We start from the raw sequence: 19,160 nt of genomic DNA, 5'->3' as shown, positions 1-19,160 counted from the left end.
AACACAAAACACGAACGATGTTATTTGTATTGTTTCGCTATAAAAGATGATAGGGAACAACTCTAATGAGTAATTAAGAGATGAATTGTGGACGTATACCCCGCTCCAGCTTACCCACTCCCGTTTCCACTACTACGGTATATTTATCCCTAAGACCTACTTTTTTTGGCGTTCTTTGCTAAAAAAGTTAGCTTAGGGGAAAAATCCACGGAAAGGGAAACGGACAAGCTGGAGCGGTTACAAAGCACATATAAACTTGCAAAGTCATCAAATAGAGTTATATATGAAATTCCCTATCTAATACGCACAAAATCCAAACAATTCGGTAAATAGCCACCGAATCATTTGGATTTTTCAAGTTAAAGAAATACTTTGTTCCAAGCTCATTTTTTCTTTTCTCCACTAATTGATTTTCTAATAACTTTAGTTATTTTTCAACAACTGGTCATCCTTCTTCTCTATTTGTACAATACTTAACCAATTAATACCTAAAATGACTAATACAATGAATAGTAGTGGAATTAGTACAGTAAATTCTATACACAAAATACCAACAACAAATAACCATAGCACCATTAATATTGTTGTAATCGGCTTTGTCATTGTCATAACAAAAGCTAATTTTAAATATTCACTTTTTTTCATCTCAAATCTTGAGTAAATCGGAAAGAAATGTAGTAATAAACCAGTAAGAATAAAAAATAACATTGAAACACCTATTAGTAGCACCGTTCCTACCATATTAGATGTAGTAATTAAAAAATTAAAATCAATGTAGATAAATAGGACAGCTATCCAAAAGAATATCCCTATTATGTTGCTTGATTTAAAATTGTTTTTATATAACGTCCAAAATTCACGAAATACAGACTCTACTTCTTCATTTTTGATCATTTTACGAACTAAAGAACTGACAGCAGCAGTTGCGGGCATAAGTCCGAGTATAATTCCACCTAACAAAGTGAAAAATACCCACAAACAATTCATCCATACCAATTTCACTAATTTGTCTAACATTTGCATGATGTTACCTGCCCAGCCCGTCTCCATTGTCCAAAAACTCCTTTTCATTACTTGTTGTCAATTTTCTTAGCGATTGCTACATTTCCTTGTGAATCTTTACCCATATATACAATGGTTTCATTCCAATTCTCCCAGTCCCATCCATTACTTACTACACCATTAAATAGCGTATCTTGTACAGACACATTGTAACAATTTTCGGATAAAGAAGACCAAGATTTCTCAGTTAATTCTACCACAGTAGCAATATCTTGTCCGTCATTATGCTGATCAACAACAATCCATTCCCATTTTCCAATCAACCTACCTATATTCACCTGCTCATCTGTTTCTCCAGCATATCTTTGGGGAGATACTAATGGCCAGCCATCTCTTGTCCAACTAATTTTGCGAATATGTAAATAATGCCACCTCTTGTCTTTTGGCGCTCGAATATGATGACAGACATAATAAGTATCTTCATCTGTCAATATAGAGTTATGACCTGGTGCAACCCAACCATCATGCCCTTCAAAACGATACCCACCAAGTACCTTCATACCAATTGTATACTGATCTTTTTCTAAATCTGTCATGACATTCCCATTAAAGTCTACATACGGACCTTCAATATTCTTCGATCTTGCAACCCTAATATTATAATTAGAGAACAACGAATCATAGGAAACAAATAAATAATAATAATCAAATGTTGGATGATACACAATATACGGTCCTTCTAATGCTCGATCTACACTTCTATTACGTTTAGCAAGTAATGTTCCTCTTCCTTCTTTGACAAACTTTCCTGTAGATGGATTGATTTCTGCAACATATAATCCTCCAAAGAATGAACCATATACCATCCATGGTTTCCCATCGCGATCAAACGTAATATTAGGATCAATTGCATTAGGTCCATCCGTTCCTTCAACAGATTTATACACTTCACCTAAATCTGTATATGGACCTTCTATTGTATCACTCGTTGCAACACCAATAAACGATTGTGTTTTACCGAATTGACTTGCAGCATAGTACATATAATACGTATCACCATAATTCACTACCTCTGGAGCCCACAATCCATTTGCACCTGTCCATTTTTTGGCTGTTTCTGGTACACCTTCTGCAAATGCTCGTCCAACAAATGTCCAATTAATTAAATCTTGAGATTTTCTAATCTGGATACCTGCTTTGAATTCTCCACCATTCTGTGCATCTGTAGAAAAGACATAATACCAATCTCCATCCTTAATAATTGCAGGATCATGTGCATTATTCGTCGTCCATTTTGAATCATCATGTATCACAGTCTCGTCATATAATTTATCTTTAGGTAATTGTATTGAATTTATCATTTTGTCACCTCATATCTCTCATTATAAGAATACTCTACTATCAAAATGACAGTAGAGTATATTTCTTTAACCTTTAACACCTGAAATGGCGATTGATTCGATAATTTGTTTTTGGAAAATAAGGAAAATAATCAACATCGGTAATAATGCGATAATCGATGCCGCCATAATTAATGGATAATCTGTTTGAATGGCATATGTCGCATTAAAGTTAGCAATTACTAATTGAATCGTTAATTTCTCTGGTGAATTCAAGTAAATAATCGGTGCTAAGTAATCATTCCATACTGCCATAAACCATAAAATAAATTGTGCTGCTATTGCTGGTTTGATTAACGGTACAATAATTCGGTAGAAAATACCAAAGAATGACGTTCCATCAATTTTTGCTGCTTCAATTACTGCATTAGGAACATTAATCAAGTACTGTCTTAAGAAAAAGACCATAACAATATTTCCAAATATAGGCGGGATAATTAGTGGCAATAATGTATCTACCCATCCAGCACTTGCAAACATAGAGAATTGAGGAATCATTAAACTTGGATATGGAATCATCATTGCTGATAATAACAACAAGAAGATTGCATTTTTGTTTTTAAGACGTAATTTAGCAAAAGCAAATGCCGCTAAACTAGACGTAAATGAACCAACAATTGTTACAGATAAAGATATGATTAAACTATTCTGAATACCTGATAGTAACGGACCTGCTTGCCAAATCTCCAGATATTTCGAAAAGTCGAACTCGCTTGGAATCCACACTGGTGGCAATGCAAATACATCTGACTTTTGTTTTACAGATGTAGATAACATCCATAACAATGGTGCAATCATAAATACAGCACCAGCGGATAATGCTACAAATATTAAACTGTCAGCTACTTTTTTTCTTTTTACTTGTGACAATGTTCTCACCTCAACTTATCTTTTAAGACTATTGTAAATCTATTAATCGATTTCAAATGATGATCTGTCATTTAGTTTAAACTGAATCAATGTGACGATAAAAATGATAATACCTAATACTACGGATAGTGTAGATGCATAACCCATTTGTAAGTTATCAAATGCTTTTTTCCAAATATAGAATACTACTGTTGCCGCACTATATTCTGGTCCACCTGTCGGTGTCATAATGTTAATTTCTGTAAACATTTGCGCACCACCAATGATATTTGTAATAACTAAGAAAAAAGTTACCGGTTTTACCATTGGCCAAGTAATATGAAGAAATTGTTGGAAACTATTCGCCCCATCAAGATCTGCTGCTTCGTAGTACATTTTCGGTACACTTTGTAATGCAGCTAAGTAAAGAAGCATGGAATACCCTAAACCTTTCCAAACAGTCATAATAATTAAGGCTGGTTTAACTGTAGCTGTATTTTGCAACCAGTTTGGACCATCAATTCCGATTAATGATAAGAACTGATTCACTAAACCATAATCTCCATTATAAGCCCATTGCCACAACACAGAGATTGCTGCTAATGATGATACTACAGGAATGTAATAAATCACTCGGAATGTCGTTGTACCAGGAATCCCCCGGTTAAGTCCCATTGCTAGTATTAAGGATAGGAATAGACCAATTGGAATACCTAGCATCATAAAGAATGTATTAAATAAAGCTTTTCTAAAATAATCATCAGATAATAACTTTACATAGTTATCAATACCGACAAAGTTCATTGTCCCTAATCCATTCCAATTCGTAAATGATGCATAAATGGAGAAGAAGAATGGATATAAAGTGAAAATTAAATAACCGACTAATGGTGCTAAAATGAAAATAAATGCTGCTATCGATTCTTGACGATATAGTCTAGATTTTCTTGGTTTTTGTACGGATGTTGTTTTTGACACTGACATGGATATTCACCTCAAATTCTTTCATAACCAATGATTAATTGGTAATATTTTTACTTGGAATTAAGCAAACCTTCCTTCATGTTGATAAATAACGAAGAAAAGATTTGCTTAAAGCCATGTAAATACCACTCATTATTTCTATTTCGAACATGGACTTATTTCTTTTGAATGGGAAAGGAAGATAATACCATTCATTATAAATGACAGGTAATACCTCCCTATTCAACTTAATGTAACTAATCCCTACTTATTTTGATTGATTTTCTAATTCAATAGCATTATCAAGATATTCTTGCATTTTCGGTTGAACTTCTTTTACATATTCAGCAGCTGTCTTCTTACCATCAAGCACTGGTTGTACATTTGTAAAGAAGTAATCATACCATTCTGCATTATATGTGTTGTTTGCTGGTAATGCACGACCATAATCTTCTACAATTTGAAGATATTCTTCTTTGTTTGCTGGCATAGATGAATCATCTGCCGCCCATTCTTGTGCCATGTCTTTCAAGTTAGGAATTTGGATACGTGCATCTACAAGTGCTTGTTGTCCTTCTTCAGATGCAGTTAAGTAATACACTAATTCTGTTGCTAAATCTGGATATTCAGTTGCTTGTGCTACTGCAATACCTAATGTTCCAATCCAAGTGGCAGATTCGCCTGTTTTTCCAGCAGGGTAAGGAATTACATCATATTCAAAATCTAACTCTGTATCAAATGTAGCTAAATCCCATGGTGCTACAGGGAAGAATGCCAATTGACCTTGCATCCAACGTTGGTACGTATCTAATGTTTGCGCATCTTCAATAGATGGTGTAATTTCATACACGTTTTGGTGATCTGCAAACCATTGTAATGCTTCTGCGAATTCTGGTGTATCTACTGTTACTTTTGTTTGTGTTTCATCTAAGAAATCGCCACCATTACTCCATACAAATGATTGTAATACCCAGTTTATATTAAATCCTGTACCATATTGGTCAATTTCACCATCGCCATCTGTATCTTTCGTTAACTCTTGGTTTACTTCAATAAATTTATCCCATGTCATTGGCTCATCTTTGTCAGGCAACTCCAAACCAGCTTTTTCAAACATTGTTTTGTTGTAACCTAATGAGAATGGACCAACGTCTTTCGGCATTGCATAGATAGAACCAGTTCCTTGTGTTTCACCATCAAAACGATAGCTATCTACACCATATTGCCAAATGTTATCTAGATTGATATTTTCATTACTTTCTACATACTCTGTTAAATCTAATAATATGTTACTGTGTACATATGATCTTACTTCACCAGGTGCAACATAAAATACATCCGGTACTTGGTTACCAGTAATCGCAGCTTTTAATTTTGTTGCATATTGGTCTGCTGCAGTTACGATCATTTCTACTTCTACTCCAGGGTTTTTCTCTTCAAAAGCGTCGATTGCTTTTTGATACGCTTTCTCTTCTTCTGTTCCACCTCTAAACATAAATGTTAATTTTTTTGTACCGTCTTCAGATGCTTCACCGCCATCGCTATCTTTTGAGTCGCCACCTGCACATGCGCTTAATACAAGCAGTACAGATAGAAGTAACATCGCTATCATTGCATAGGATTTTCTCATAATTTTCTAACCCCCATTTTTTAATTTTTATTAGTATGTGTAAAAGTTCTTCGTATATTCAGAAAGCGTTTTTATATTTATATGTAACGCTTTCAACTTATCGAACAACCTTACAATTAATAATATATTATAGTTGTTCGTACATGTCAAGAGAATATGTATTAATTTTTTAGTTCTTTTTATCTAAATTAATAGAATTATGTTATTTTTTCGGATACATAGCTGTAATTATTACGAGAATCGACAGTATAATCAATGTTTCAACATTGACTATTACACAAACAGCCTTCTATTAAATATAACTTGTACGTTAGTTTTTTAGCAAGCTCACTTAATCCAATACTTATATCATTTAGAAATATTCATATAATTAACTACTTTCTCCTCTTTCTTTTATATTTGTTTATTAGGTTACATTTTGCCAAAAAAAAAAAAGCACCAAATCGGTTAACCATTCGATGCTTTTTTGTAATTATACATTATTAAATTGCCATATCATTCTCCAACAATTGTGTTGATTGCCTTATTTTCAATTCTGGCGTATATAACTTAGATAATTGATTAATTTGTCTAGCTCCTGGTTTTTCAATCATTTCAATAATAGCCACTGCTGCATCATATCCTAGCTCACTTTTAGGGTGAATCACAGAAGTTAGTTTGATTTCTGTTATTTCTGAATACATAGAATCATCATACCCAACAATAGAAATATCTTCAGGAACTCTTATACTCGCATTACGAAAATAGTCGAACAACCGTAATACAAGTTGGTCATTATAACAGACAACTGCTGTAGGTCTATCGATTTTCAAATCCAACAATTCCTTTAATCCTTGTAACGGTTTGATAAATTCATTCTCTGATTCATATGTAATGATATTCTTGGGGTTTAATGTTGTAATACTTTCGCGATGCGCCTTAATAAACCCTTTTAGTCTATTTTGACCTTGTGCATCATCTGTTTTATATATACATGCAATATTAGTATGACCCAAGTCCATTACATGCTTTGTTTGTAAGTAACCACCTAATACATCATCCATTGTAAAACTCACTGGCTCTAACTCATCATATTTTGCATTAATCATCACATATGGAATCTTCTCTTTTTCTAAGTTTAAATAAAATTTTAAATTCGGACTAGATGATGCACTGTGCGTAGGTTCAATAATTACTCCAGCATAATTACCTGTCAATATTTGATTTAGAATTTGTTTTTCTTGCTCATACTCATTATTCGTGTTGAAGATGCTTACATTATATCCTTTTCTACTTAAATACCTTTCTGCACCTCTAATAATGGATGGAAAAATATATTCTGAAATAAATGTAGTGACAATTGCAATATTTCTATTAGAAGATGGTAGAGAGGTAGTTTGTTGAGATGATCGATCTGCACAAAATGTACCTGCACCTTGTTCACGATAAAGCCATCCTTCGTTTACTAATTCGCCTAATGCTAATCGAACTGTATGTCTACTCACACTGAATTGTTGCATTAATTTACTCTCTGAACTTATCTTCTCATGTGGGGTAATGATTCCTTCTAAAATATTCGATTTAATAGAATGTTTTATTTTTTTATATTTTGGTTCCAAATGATGTTCCCCCAATCTTTGTTTATTCATTAAACCAACCAATTGTTATCGGTTACACAAAAAATATAAAAAATAATTCCCTTGTATAAACATACACTATTGTACGTACTACTAGTATATCAAAAAGATTATTTATTACAATAACTATTTGTCTTTGTCACTATCGTCTCACTATAGAGCAAAAAGACTAGCATATAGATATGTATAACAAGTACATAATCTATTCTAGTCTCCCTTACATTCTATCTTCTTATTTAACTGGTCCTGTAGAGCTACGTATAACTAGCTCTGGATCAAAACGAATTAAATCCTTTTCTGTCATTGTTTGTTTCTTCGTTCCTTTAGATTGTTTTACCATATCCAAAATAACTTTAGCAGCTAATTCTCCCATTTCACTCTGCGGGTGTTTCACTGTCGTTAATTTCACTTCTGTCAGTTCCGCCATAAAGGAATCATCAAATCCTATAATAGATAAATCTTCTGGTATGGATAATTCCGCATCACGAATGACATCTAATAATTTTATTGCTAACTCATCATTGTAACAAACGATTCCTGTTGGACGTTTCTCAGGACTCTCTGCCAATAACTTTGTTAACACTTCAATTGGTTTCGTCGATTTTTCCTCGGTTGTATATGTGACAATATTATTTGGCGCAATTTCTATACTGTGTTTTCGATGTGCCTTCAAATATCCTTTCATCCGCTTCGTACCTTGTGTATCATCATTTTTAAAGAATCCGACGATATTACGATGCCCGAGTTCAATTAAGTGCTCTGTCTGTAATAGACCACCTTTTTCTTCATCCATGACAATATGGAATGGTTCTAATTCATCATAAAATGCATTAATCATAAGATATGGTATATTTTGGCGTTCTAAATTCAGATAATAATTAATATTTGGATTAGATATCGCGCTCTTTGTTGGTTCAATAATTACACCATCAAATTGTTGCGTTAGGATTTTTTCAAGAAATTTACGTTCATTATCATGATCATTATTTGTTGAGAAAAGACTAACTTGGTACCCTCGTTGACTTAAATACGATTCCGCACCACGAATAATTGATGGAAAGATATAATCAGAAATATACGTTGTAATTATGGCTATATTTTTCTGTCGAATTTGGTTTACATTCTCTTCTTTTGATCTGTCTGCACAGAAAGTTCCTGCTCCTTGTTCACGATAAAGCCATCCTTGATTAACTAAATCACCTATCGCTAAACGAACGGTATGGCGACTAACACCAAATTGTTTCATCAATTCACTTTCTGAACTGATTTTTTGGTGAGGTTGATATGTGCCATCTAATATTTGCGATTTAATCGCTTGTTTGACAATATTATATTTTGTTTGCATCTACTTACACCTCATTAATTGCTATTCGGAAATCGTAGAGCGCTTACTAAATCACACACCCCACTTTTTTATACTATATACAATAAGACTACTATCATTTTACATGAAAAGACACAATAAACCAATAAAATTCTTTGATGTAGATAAACTTGGGTTTATTGCCAGAAAGCGATAAGTGCTTTGTCTATTATTATATATGAAAGAGAGACCTACATTACGTAGATCTCCGCATTCACCTTATTAACGATAAATTGCTTCATTCCATTTTAATTCATTCCTAAACTGGCGTAAATTCATATCTTTATCAATCACAACACACTCGATTTTTGCCATGTTAGCAAAATCATATAATTGTTCTGTTGTCACTTCAAACGAGAACACTGTATGGTGTGCACCACCAGCATAAATCCATGCTTCTGTTGCTTCACTTAATGATGGTTCTGGCTTCCACAACACTTTTGCAACAGGTAAGTGTGGTGTATCAATTTGTGGTTGTTCTGCTTTCACTTCATTAATCACAAGGCGATAACGACCACCCATCTCAATTAATGATGCATTCACAGCATCTCCACCACGACCGTCAAATACTAAACGTGCTGGATCTTCTTTACCACCAATACCTAATGGGTTCACAACAATTTTAGGTTTTGTTGCAGAAACTGTTGGACAGATTTCTAACATGTGAGATCCTAGAATCATTTCGTTACCTGGCTCTAAGTGGTATGTGTAATCTTCCATAAATGACGTACCTTTATTGTCTGCAATAATCTTCATAAAGCGAGTTAGTGCCGCTGTTCTCCAGTCACCTTCTCCTGCAAAGCCATAACCTTCTGCCATTAAACGTTGTGCAGCTAAACCAGGTAATTGCTTCATACCATGAAGATCTTCAAAGTTTGTTGTAAATGCTGTATAGTTACCTTTCTTCAAGAAAGATTTTAATCCTAACTCGATTTTAGCTTGATATAGAATAGAATCGCGTACATGACCAGCTTCACTTGCTTCAGCAGGTAGTTCATATAATTTTTCGTATTCACTGTATAGATTTGCAACTTCTTCATCAGAAATTGTATTCATTTCTTCAACTAAATCACCAATACCATAGTAATCAACAACCCAGCCGAATTTAATTTGTGCTTCTATTTTATCTCCATCTGTTACAGCAACATTACGCATATTATCACCGAAACGCGCAACACGAATGTTAGAACCTTCTGATACTGCAACAGCTGTTTTCATCCAGCTACTAATTTTTCCTGTAACTATTTCATCTTGCCAATGTCCTACAACTACTTTACGTGACACATCCATACGTGTACCGATAAAGCCATATTCACGATCTCCATGTGCAGCTTGATTTAAATTCATAAAGTCCATATCAATGCTATCCCATGGAATATCACGGTTATATTGTGTATGAAGATGTAACAATGGTTTTTGTAATGTTTTTAAACCAGCAATCCACATTTTTGCGGGTGAGAATGTGTGCATCCATGTAATGATACCTGCACAATTTTCATCTGAATTTGCTTTTAACATTAGTGCATGGATGTCATTTGATGTTGTTAATACTTCTTTAAATTCTACCTCAAATGGAAGGTTTCCTTCGTTGTTTAATCCTTCTACTACTTTTTTACTGTTGTCCGCAACTTCTTTTAACGTTTCTTCACCGTATAGGTGCTGGCTTCCTGTTACAAACCAAAATTTGTATGGTCTAATTTCTAACATATGTGTTACCTCCTATTGGTTCATTTTTATTTATCTTGTCCATAATATGCATTTGCACCATGCTTACGTAAATAATGTTTATCTAATAAGTATGAATCCATTGGTGCAATGGATGGATTTAATTGATATGTGTGAAGTGCCATTTTTGCAACTTCTTCTAATACCACAGCATTGTGCACTGCTTCATGAGGGTCTTTCCCCCAATTAAATGGTGCATGGCTATGCACTAGTACACTAGGGACTTGTAGTGGATCGATTTCTTTGAATGCTTCCACAATTACATTACCTGTTTCCCATTCGTATTCACCTTTTACTTCTTCTTTCGTCATTCTTCTTGTACAAGGAACTTCACCGTAAAAGTAATCCGCTTGTGTCGTTCCTAGTGCAGGAATTCCTCTCCCTGCTTGCGCCCAACTTGTTGCCCATGGCGAATGTGTATGAACAATCCCGCCAATACCCGGGAACTTCTTATACAATAAACGATGTGTTGGTGTATCTGAAGATGGCTTCAAATCACCTTCCACAATATTCCCATCCAAGTCTAAAACAACCAAATCTTCTACTTTTAATTCTTCGTATGGTACCCCGCTTGGTTTAATAACCATTAAACCGGACTCTTTATCGAAACCGCTTACATTGCCCCAAGTAAACGTAACGAGCCCGTATTTGGGTAAAGCTAGATTCGCTTCTAATACTTGTTGCTTTAACGATTCAAGCATGTATACATCACCTTTCTAATTAATATAGCCCTTGTACGTATGTGTAAAATGGATTAACTTAATAATAATATAATTCGTACGTACATTCAATAAAAAAATAAAAAATTATAAAAAATTGAACAAAAAACAAAAAAAAGTGTAGTAAACCTCCTATATATGTAGCTAAAACTTCATATAAAGCACATACACACCTAACTTATTTTTACAAGTTAGGTGTGTATATTATTTACGTATTAATTAAAAATTTGACATTTGGATGCGTGTATACGGTCTCAAACAGTTCGTGATTTACTAGTTGCTCGTGGAGATCTTCTGGCGAAAACCATAAATGATCATTTTCGAATGTCACATCTGCACCATAATGATAGCATGCCCAGACTAATTTAGAACAATAAATATATTCCCATATATTATCTAAATCTTGACTTAATTGAAATGAAAAAACAGGTTTCTTTATGTCATCCTTCAAATTATCCATGTACTTTTCATGATAATTATTAGCAAAATCTGCTGCTTTTTTACCAATTGTTACTTTTTTCGGACGAAATTGAGCATGAATAGGATGTTTGGTTAAAAATTGTTGTATCGTATCTTTCGAGATAGCAGGATGCCCTCCACTAGCTTCTACTAAATATTGCCCATCTACAACAATAGCTGAGTGCCCCATATACCCAGACAACTCTTCTTTTACATTATCACTCGCTACAAGAATGTCCCCTGGCATGAATTCTCTATCTCTTAGTGTTTTGCTTTTTCGAATCAAATAATCTTCACGATAAATGTAATTTGTCTCAAAATGTACGATTGTAACCACTTCATGTTCAGTTGTGATTGGAAGCAGAATAACACCATTATTTCTTTCCCATTGTCTCACTTGTTGATAGTCTACATATATTCTTACATGTGATGACTCTAATCCATCTATCACAAAATATTTATTGTTTGTTTGAACTTTATGATGATACATCACTCACACCTCCATCATATCCTATGCAGAAGTATATTAGATGGAAACAAAAGCGAAAGCGTCCGTTAGAAACGTAGAGACTGGAGCGAATCAACAGAAATAAAGGAATCACGGTGAGCTTGCGAATCGATGATGACTTATACTCACCAGTACAAGTGCGACTACACCTCATGTATCCACATGAGGTAAGTCTTCTATGTTGATCGTTGATTCGTGAAGTCTCCTAGTTTCTGGACACTTGAGCTGGATGAAACAAAAGCGAAAACGCCCGATTAGAAACGTAGAGGTTGATACGCATCAACGTTTCTAATCGGGCTCTTTTGATGTTACTTATTAAAAAACAATTGTTTTATTACCATACACAATAATACGGTCTTCTAAATGCCATTTAACGGCACGTGCTAATACGCTACGTTCCACTGATTGACCAATTTTCTTCATCACCTCTGCATTATCACGGTGATCCACACGACTAATATCTTGTTCAATAATCGGACCTTCATCTAAGTCATTTGTCACATAATGAGATGTGGCACCAATTAATTTCACCCCACGGTTATACGCTCTTTCATATGGTTTCGCACCAATAAATGCAGGTAAAAAGGAATGGTGAATATTAATAATTTTATTTTTGAATACTTCCACAAAATTAGGAGTTAAGATTTGCATATATCTTGCTAAAACAATGACATCAATATCATGTTCTTTTAATAATTTAATCTGTTGCTCTTCGACTTCATTTCTAATATCCTTATTCGCAGGAATATAATAATATGGAATACCTAAAGACTCCACATATTCTCTCGATGTCTCATGATTGCTTACTACTAAGCTGATATCTGCCATTAAATCTCCGCTTTGCCATTCCCATAGTAGCTCTAATAAACAATGTGGCTCTTTGGATACAAATACAGCGACTTTTTTGATTTGATCCACATATTTAAATGTTGCTTTCATATTAAACTTCTCTTTTATTTCCTTAAAATCTTCTTCTAAAGTAGCTATTTTTTCTTTTAGTTGAGGCATTTCAAACTCTAATCGAATAAAAAATTCCCCACCTTTAGGGTTTGTAGAATATTGATTGGATTCTAAAATATTCGCATTGTGTTCAGCTAAAAATTGCGAAATAGCAGCAACAATTCCTGGTTGATCTGGACAATTAATTAGTAATCTAGCTCTGTTTTTATTTTCCTCTCGAAATGCATCTATATGTTCTTTAATGTAATTTTTCATCATAATCCCTCTTTGTTAGTTTCATTCTTTTATCACTGTGCTCTCGTCTGTTATATGGTATACACATGTAAACAGCCGCTAACCACTTGATAAGTCTCCTTATATACTTTATCATTTTAACGCAAATGGTCAAGTAATTCTAAAGATTTTAATCAACTTAAAAACCGATTCATCTCTTATTATGAATCGGTTCCAAAGCATATATTAGTTAAATAATTGTTCCATTACGTGTAGAAATTGATTCATTTCTTCTTTTGTTGTATTTAATGGTGGCAGTATACGTACGACACTTGGTCCAGCAACAACAATTAACAGTTGATAATCTTCTCTAGCTTTATTCACAAAATCAATTGCTTGCCCCTCTACTTCTAAACCAATTAAAAGACCTTTTCCTCTTACTTGTTTTATTACTTTTGAACTAGTAGCTAGTTGTTCAAGTTGATTCCATAGATAATCCGCATTCTCTTTTGCTTTTAAAAGAATATCAGTTTCGGTTAAATATTCTACCGTCGCCAATCCTGCTGTTGTTGCAATCGGATTGCCACCAAATGTGGAGCCATGCGTACCAGGAGAGAAGGATTTTGCAACATGTTCTTTTGCAATGATTGCCCCAATTGGTATTCCTGATCCTAATCCTTTAGCTAAACTGATCACATCTGGCTCTATATCATATTGTTCATACAAAAATAAGCTACCTGTACGACCCATACCTGTTTGAATCTCATCTACCATTAGTAAACTATCATTCTCTTTACAAATAGCTGCAACTTGTTGTACCCATTCCTTATCTGCAGGTATGACACCACCTTCTCCCTGCACTAATTCAAATAAAACAGCTGCTGGTTTTATTTTTTTCAGTTGCTCTAATGCATCCATATCATTAAAAGGAAGATAAGAAAAACCAGGCGTAAGTGGTGTAAATCCATTTTGTATTTTTTCTTGTCCTGTAGCAGATAATGTTGCCATTGTTCTTCCGTGGAAAGAGTTCTTAAATGTGATGATTAATGGTTGCTCTACTCCATCCTTATCATTCGCATATTTCTTCGCAATTTTTATACTTGCTTCGTTCGCTTCTGCTCCACTATTACAGAAGAACACTCGATCACCGCAACTATATTGCACTAGTATTTCCGCTAATTGTTCTTGGACTGGAATATGGTACAAATTCGAACAGTGCCACAATTTAGTCAATTGCTCTTGGACCTTTTTCTCCACTACTGAAGGTACGTGACCTAAGTTACATGTTGCAATACCAGATGTATAATCTAAATACTTTGTACCTTTGTCATCCCATACATAACTACCTTTTCCTTCCACAACTGCTAGCGGAAATCTTGCATATGTATCCATTACTGGTGTTGTCACTACTTGTTCTGTCATATACTTTTTACCTCCTTATCTAAGTTAATTCTAGTACCAATCATTTTTCCTTGCATAAACTGCAATAACCCGTTCTGTTCCATTCCGTTCACAATAGAGACTTCACGTACATGATGCTTTAATGCTTGTATCGCAGCATTTACTTTTGGTATCATCCCACCAGAAATCACTTTTCTTTCAATTAGTGTCGTAATCTCTTGTTCATTTAACTGATGAAAGACATGCTTCTCTCCATTTACTTCTTCATAAATACCATCAATATCACTAATAAAGCACAATTTCGCATGTAAGCTTTCCGCAATACTAGATGCAGCCATATCTGCATTAACGTTGTACCTTTGGCCATAATTATCCATCGCAATTGGTGATATTATAGGAATTAACCCTTGAGAAGCCATTTGTTCCAATATGTCCTTATTGACTTCTGTTACCTTTCCAACATAACCTAACTTGCCAGTAGGATCGACTGGTTCTGCTGTTAACAATTGAGTATCTACGCCACTTATCCCTAAGCCCTTCCCACCAAGTTGTGCGATATTTCTTACAATCCCTTTGTTCATCGCACCACTTAACGCCATCTCCACAACATCTAACACTTCTTCTGTTGTGACACGTAACCCATCTACAAATGTTGATTGGACGCCTGTTTGATCTAATAATTTTGAAATTAATGGTCCACCACCATGAACAATGATTGGATACCATTCTCCTTGTTCTTGTATCGTAACAATATCTTGATAAAAAGAATGCGGCAGTTGTTCAAACACACTGCCACCACATTTAATCACAACATAATTATTTTCCATTGCTATCATCCTCCTTATGTTCGGTAAGATGCATTGATTCTCACATATTCATACGATAAGTCACAACCCCATGCAGTTGCTTTGCCATTTCCGTCCCCAAGCTTTGCAAGTATCTTTACTTCATCTTGCAATAAATGATTTTTTGCTTTTTCTTCATCGAACACTAAAGGGATTCCGTTCTCAACTACTAGCACATCCCCTAAATAAATACTTACTTTATCCGGGTCTAATGCTTCCCCACTATAGCCAATTGCTGTAATAATACGTCCCCAGTTAGCGTCTGCACCATGAATTGCTGTTTTTACTAGATTCGAGGAAATAATAGATTTCGCAATAATTTGTGCAGATGTATCTGTAAAAGAACCATCAACAGTTACTTCCACCAATTTACTTGCTCCTTCACCGTCTCGAGCAATTTCCTTTGCTAAATGCTCACATACAAATTGTAATCCTTCGTAAAATGCATCCCAATCCTTATGTGCTTCTGTTAACGATTCATTCATTGCTTTCCCATTTGCTAGTACTAACACCATATCATTTGTACTTGTGTCCCCATCCACTGTGATCATATTAAAAGATTTATTTGTGATTGATTTTAATGCTTTAGAAAGTTCACTCGCTTCAATATTGGCATCTGTTGTAACAAATCCAAGCATTGTCGCCATATTTGGGTGAATCATACCTGACCCTTTAGCCGCACCACCGATAACTACTTTTTTATCATCGATTTCTAATTCTATCGCAATCCCTTTTTCGTGTGTATCTGTTGTTAATATCGCTGTCTCAAATTTATCTGCACCTTGATGTTTTTCCTCATGCAGTTGGCTAATACCTTTGTGAATGCGTTCCATCGGTAATAACTCGCCAATCAACCCAGTCGAGGCAACTGCTGCTAAATGTGGCTCAATTCCCATTTTTTCAGCGAAAGAATTACGCATATCGTATGCATCTTCTAACCCTTGTTGTCCAGTACACGCATTTGCAATACCTGAATTGACAACAATTGCTTGCAACTTGTTCTCTGCTGCAATACTTTCTTTAGTTACTTTTAATGGCGCTGCTTGAAAGGCATTTGTTGTATACACTCCTGCCGCTGCCGCCTTTGTATCTGAATATATCCAACCGAAATCTATTTTTTGCTTTCTAATACCACAATGTAATCCGCCAGCTTTAAATCCCTGTGCTGTTGCAATATTTCCGTTCTCTATGATACAAAACTTCCCCTGTTGTTCTGTTAGCATTTACTTTTTTCACTCCTTATGGATAGATCGGCAACTGTGTCAGCCCAGTCGTCTCATCCCATCCATTCATTATATTCAGATTCTGAATTGCTTGGCCTGAAGCCCCTTTAACTAAATTATCAATCACAGATACGATAATTAACTTACCTGTTCTCTCATCTACATACAGACCAATATCACAATAGTTACTACCAAATACTTCTTTTGTCTGCGGAATAGTTCCTTCTTCTCTTATTCTTACAAATGGATCATTTCGATAGAATTCTTTATATAAATTGATTGCCTCTTTTGTTGATAACTTTTCCTTTAAATCCACATATATCGTACTCATAATTCCTCTTGTCATCGGAACAACATGTGGTGTAAACGTAACTTGTAATTCTGTATTAGCCACATCTGATAATACTTGTTCTATTTCAGGAATATGCTTATGCACACCTAATTTATATGCTTTAAAATTTTCCTGCATCTCTGAAAAATGAAATCCTTGTGCTAAGCTTCTACCTGCACCTGTTGTACCAGTTTTGGCATCAATAATGATTTGTTTCTTATCTATGATTCCTTTAGACAGTGCTGGAATGATCCCTAAAGTAGTAGCTGTAGGGTAACAACCTGGGTTTGCGATTAAGGATGCTTCTTTAATCTCTTGCCTATTTATTTCACACAAACCATATACCGCCTGTTGAATATACGTCTCTTCTGCGATGTCTTCCCCATAGTACGATTTGTATAAACCACCGTCTCTTAATCGAAAATCTCCAGATAAATCAATACATTTCACGCCTAAATCTATTAAGCTTGGAATAACATGTTTACTAACATTAGAAGGTGTTGCGAAGAAAACCACATCGACTTCTTTCGCTAAATTTTCTACATCTAATGCTTCCATTTCTAAATCTACAATATTAGTTAAATGTGGATATACCTCACTAAAAGGTATACCACTATTAGAATGTGAAATTATTTTTGCTACTTTTACATGTGGATGATTGTATAAAAATCGAAGCAACTCAACTGCCCCGTATCCAGTTCCGCCTACTATTGCAACATTCACATTAAATCCCCCTACATTTTCCGTTTCTGATATTTTATAATTATACTTCATAATGTATTTATATGCAATATGGAATATTAGAAAAACTTGACTTTTCGCCAAAGTTGAATAGCGGAAATTCAAGTTATACTTATACTGTATACTTTTCGTTTTTATAGCATGATGAGACTTCTATACAAAAAAGAGACTTCCCTAATTATTTAGAAAAGTCCCTTTTTTGCGTGTCATACTCATTATTGTTGGCTTATTTTATTTTGCATTGCGCCAATATGTTCAATTTCTACCTTCACAATATCACCATCTTCTAGAAATGATTGTGGGTTCATCCCCATCCCCACCCCATCAGGTGTCCCTGTTAAGATAATATCGCCAGGATTTAACGTAATTAATTCAGAAATGAATCGAATCAGAAATGGCACAGTGAAGATTAAATGTTTCGTATTGGATGATTGTCTAAGCTCTCCATTCACATATGACTGAATACTCAGGTTAGATGGATTTTGTAATTCATCTTTTGTCACAATCCACGGACCAATTGGCGTGGAATGGTCTAATGATTTTCCTTGTAACCATTGTACCGTTCTTTTTTGCAGATCCCTTGCTGAACTATCATTTGCAATCGTATATCCAGCAATATAATCAAGCGCCTCACTTTCATTCACCTTAGAAGCTTTTTTCCCAATTACTAATGCAAGCTCGACCTCATAATCTAACTTTTCTGTTAAAGAAGACTTATGAATATCATCCTCTGGACCAATTAATGCATTATTAAATTTAGAAAATAACACTGGAAAAGGTGATATTTCACTACCCATTTCTTTCACATGATCGGCATAGTTGACACCGACACAAATTATTTTAGATGGATTTGGAACAGGTGTAGATAAACGAACATCTTCCATTTTGTAAGTCGCCTTTACCGTATTTGCCTGAATATACTTATAGGCATTCATCAATAACTCAATATGTACATTCGCTTGCGCAAAAAAGGCTGTAGGATTACTCGGTAATGTATAGATACTCGGAGCATTTATCGTCTTTTGATATTCCTTATATGCTGATGCTACATCCACTATACAATCCTTCCAAAAAAGACCGATGCGCTCCTCAGCAAAATCATATAGCAAACGATAATTAACTAACTTCATATGACACGCCTCCTCTTTTTCCTTCTATTTTATCACGGCACCTTCGTTCTTTACACGCTAAAGTTCTTTCTTTGAAAAACAA

16 protein-coding genes are annotated in these 19,160 nt (G+C 34.7%); all 16 read right to left on the bottom strand.

The window, feature by feature from the left end; all coding sequences use genetic code 11:
* Positions 1-423: 423 nt before the first annotated feature.
* Positions 424-1,050, bottom strand: a complete 627-nt coding sequence (locus ACFOZ1_RS00815; RefSeq protein ID WP_390194862.1) for a YesL family protein — start codon at positions 1,048-1,050, stop codon at positions 424-426.
* Between the two features lie 20 nt (positions 1,051-1,070).
* The gene (locus ACFOZ1_RS00810) at positions 1,071-2,363 is read right to left on the bottom strand and encodes an arabinan endo-1,5-alpha-L-arabinosidase (protein WP_390194861.1); all 1,293 of its coding nucleotides are present in this window, start codon (positions 2,361-2,363) and stop codon (positions 1,071-1,073) included.
* A gap of 66 nt (positions 2,364-2,429) precedes the next feature.
* Positions 2,430-3,272: a carbohydrate ABC transporter permease gene (locus tag ACFOZ1_RS00805; RefSeq protein WP_390194859.1), complete on the bottom strand. Its 843-nt coding sequence runs from the start codon at positions 3,270-3,272 to the stop codon at positions 2,430-2,432.
* 42 nt (positions 3,273-3,314) lie between these two features.
* Positions 3,315-4,235 carry a carbohydrate ABC transporter permease gene (locus tag ACFOZ1_RS00800; RefSeq protein ID WP_390194858.1) on the bottom strand — a complete coding sequence of 307 codons (921 nt, stop codon included), beginning with the start codon at positions 4,233-4,235 and terminating at the stop codon, positions 3,315-3,317.
* A gap of 247 nt (positions 4,236-4,482) precedes the next feature.
* Positions 4,483-5,844: an ABC transporter substrate-binding protein gene (locus tag ACFOZ1_RS00795; RefSeq protein WP_390194856.1), complete on the bottom strand. Its 1,362-nt coding sequence runs from the start codon at positions 5,842-5,844 to the stop codon at positions 4,483-4,485.
* A gap of 482 nt (positions 5,845-6,326) precedes the next feature.
* Positions 6,327-7,442 (bottom strand): GntR family transcriptional regulator, encoded by a 1,116-nt coding sequence (locus ACFOZ1_RS00790; protein WP_390194854.1) that lies wholly within the window; start codon positions 7,440-7,442, stop codon positions 6,327-6,329.
* A 250-nt stretch (positions 7,443-7,692) separates the two neighbouring features.
* Positions 7,693-8,805, bottom strand: a complete 1,113-nt coding sequence (locus ACFOZ1_RS00785; RefSeq protein WP_390194852.1) for a GntR family transcriptional regulator — start codon at positions 8,803-8,805, stop codon at positions 7,693-7,695.
* Positions 8,806-9,045: 240 nt separating this feature from the next.
* A complete protein-coding gene (gene araA, locus ACFOZ1_RS00780; RefSeq protein ID WP_390194850.1) occupies positions 9,046-10,530 on the bottom strand; it encodes an L-arabinose isomerase in 1,485 nt (494 codons plus the stop codon).
* A gap of 26 nt (positions 10,531-10,556) precedes the next feature.
* Positions 10,557-11,249, bottom strand: coding sequence for an L-ribulose-5-phosphate 4-epimerase (gene araD, locus ACFOZ1_RS00775; RefSeq protein ID WP_390194848.1), 693 nt, complete (start codon positions 11,247-11,249; stop codon positions 10,557-10,559).
* Between the two features lie 226 nt (positions 11,250-11,475).
* Positions 11,476-12,216: a hypothetical protein gene (locus tag ACFOZ1_RS00770; RefSeq protein WP_390194846.1), complete on the bottom strand. Its 741-nt coding sequence runs from the start codon at positions 12,214-12,216 to the stop codon at positions 11,476-11,478.
* A 333-nt stretch (positions 12,217-12,549) separates the two neighbouring features.
* Positions 12,550-13,449 (bottom strand): formyltetrahydrofolate deformylase, encoded by a 900-nt coding sequence (purU, locus tag ACFOZ1_RS00765; RefSeq protein WP_390194844.1) that lies wholly within the window; start codon positions 13,447-13,449, stop codon positions 12,550-12,552.
* 204 nt (positions 13,450-13,653) lie between these two features.
* Positions 13,654-14,829 (bottom strand): aspartate aminotransferase family protein, encoded by a 1,176-nt coding sequence (locus tag ACFOZ1_RS00760; protein WP_390194842.1) that lies wholly within the window; start codon positions 14,827-14,829, stop codon positions 13,654-13,656.
* Entirely contained in the window at positions 14,826-15,635 is an 810-nt protein-coding gene (gene argB / locus ACFOZ1_RS00755; RefSeq protein ID WP_390194840.1) for an acetylglutamate kinase, read from the bottom strand. The genes ACFOZ1_RS00760 and argB overlap by 4 nt, the downstream gene beginning before the upstream one ends.
* Before the next feature lie 14 nt (positions 15,636-15,649).
* Positions 15,650-16,876: a bifunctional ornithine acetyltransferase/N-acetylglutamate synthase gene (argJ, locus tag ACFOZ1_RS00750; RefSeq protein WP_390194838.1), complete on the bottom strand. Its 1,227-nt coding sequence runs from the start codon at positions 16,874-16,876 to the stop codon at positions 15,650-15,652.
* A 16-nt stretch (positions 16,877-16,892) separates the two neighbouring features.
* Positions 16,893-17,930, bottom strand: coding sequence for an N-acetyl-gamma-glutamyl-phosphate reductase (gene argC / locus ACFOZ1_RS00745; RefSeq protein ID WP_390194837.1), 1,038 nt, complete (start codon positions 17,928-17,930; stop codon positions 16,893-16,895).
* 233 nt (positions 17,931-18,163) lie between these two features.
* Entirely contained in the window at positions 18,164-19,078 is a 915-nt protein-coding gene (locus tag ACFOZ1_RS00740) for a fumarylacetoacetate hydrolase family protein (RefSeq protein WP_390194835.1), read from the bottom strand.
* Between the last annotated feature and the right edge of the window lie 82 nt (positions 19,079-19,160).

This window comes from Gracilibacillus marinus (genome assembly GCF_042651725.1).
Lineage (GTDB): Bacteria > Bacillota > Bacilli > Bacillales > Amphibacillaceae > Gracilibacillus > Gracilibacillus marinus.
The sequence above is the reverse complement of the archived record's forward strand: the minus strand, read 5'-3'. Positions and strand labels throughout refer to the sequence as shown.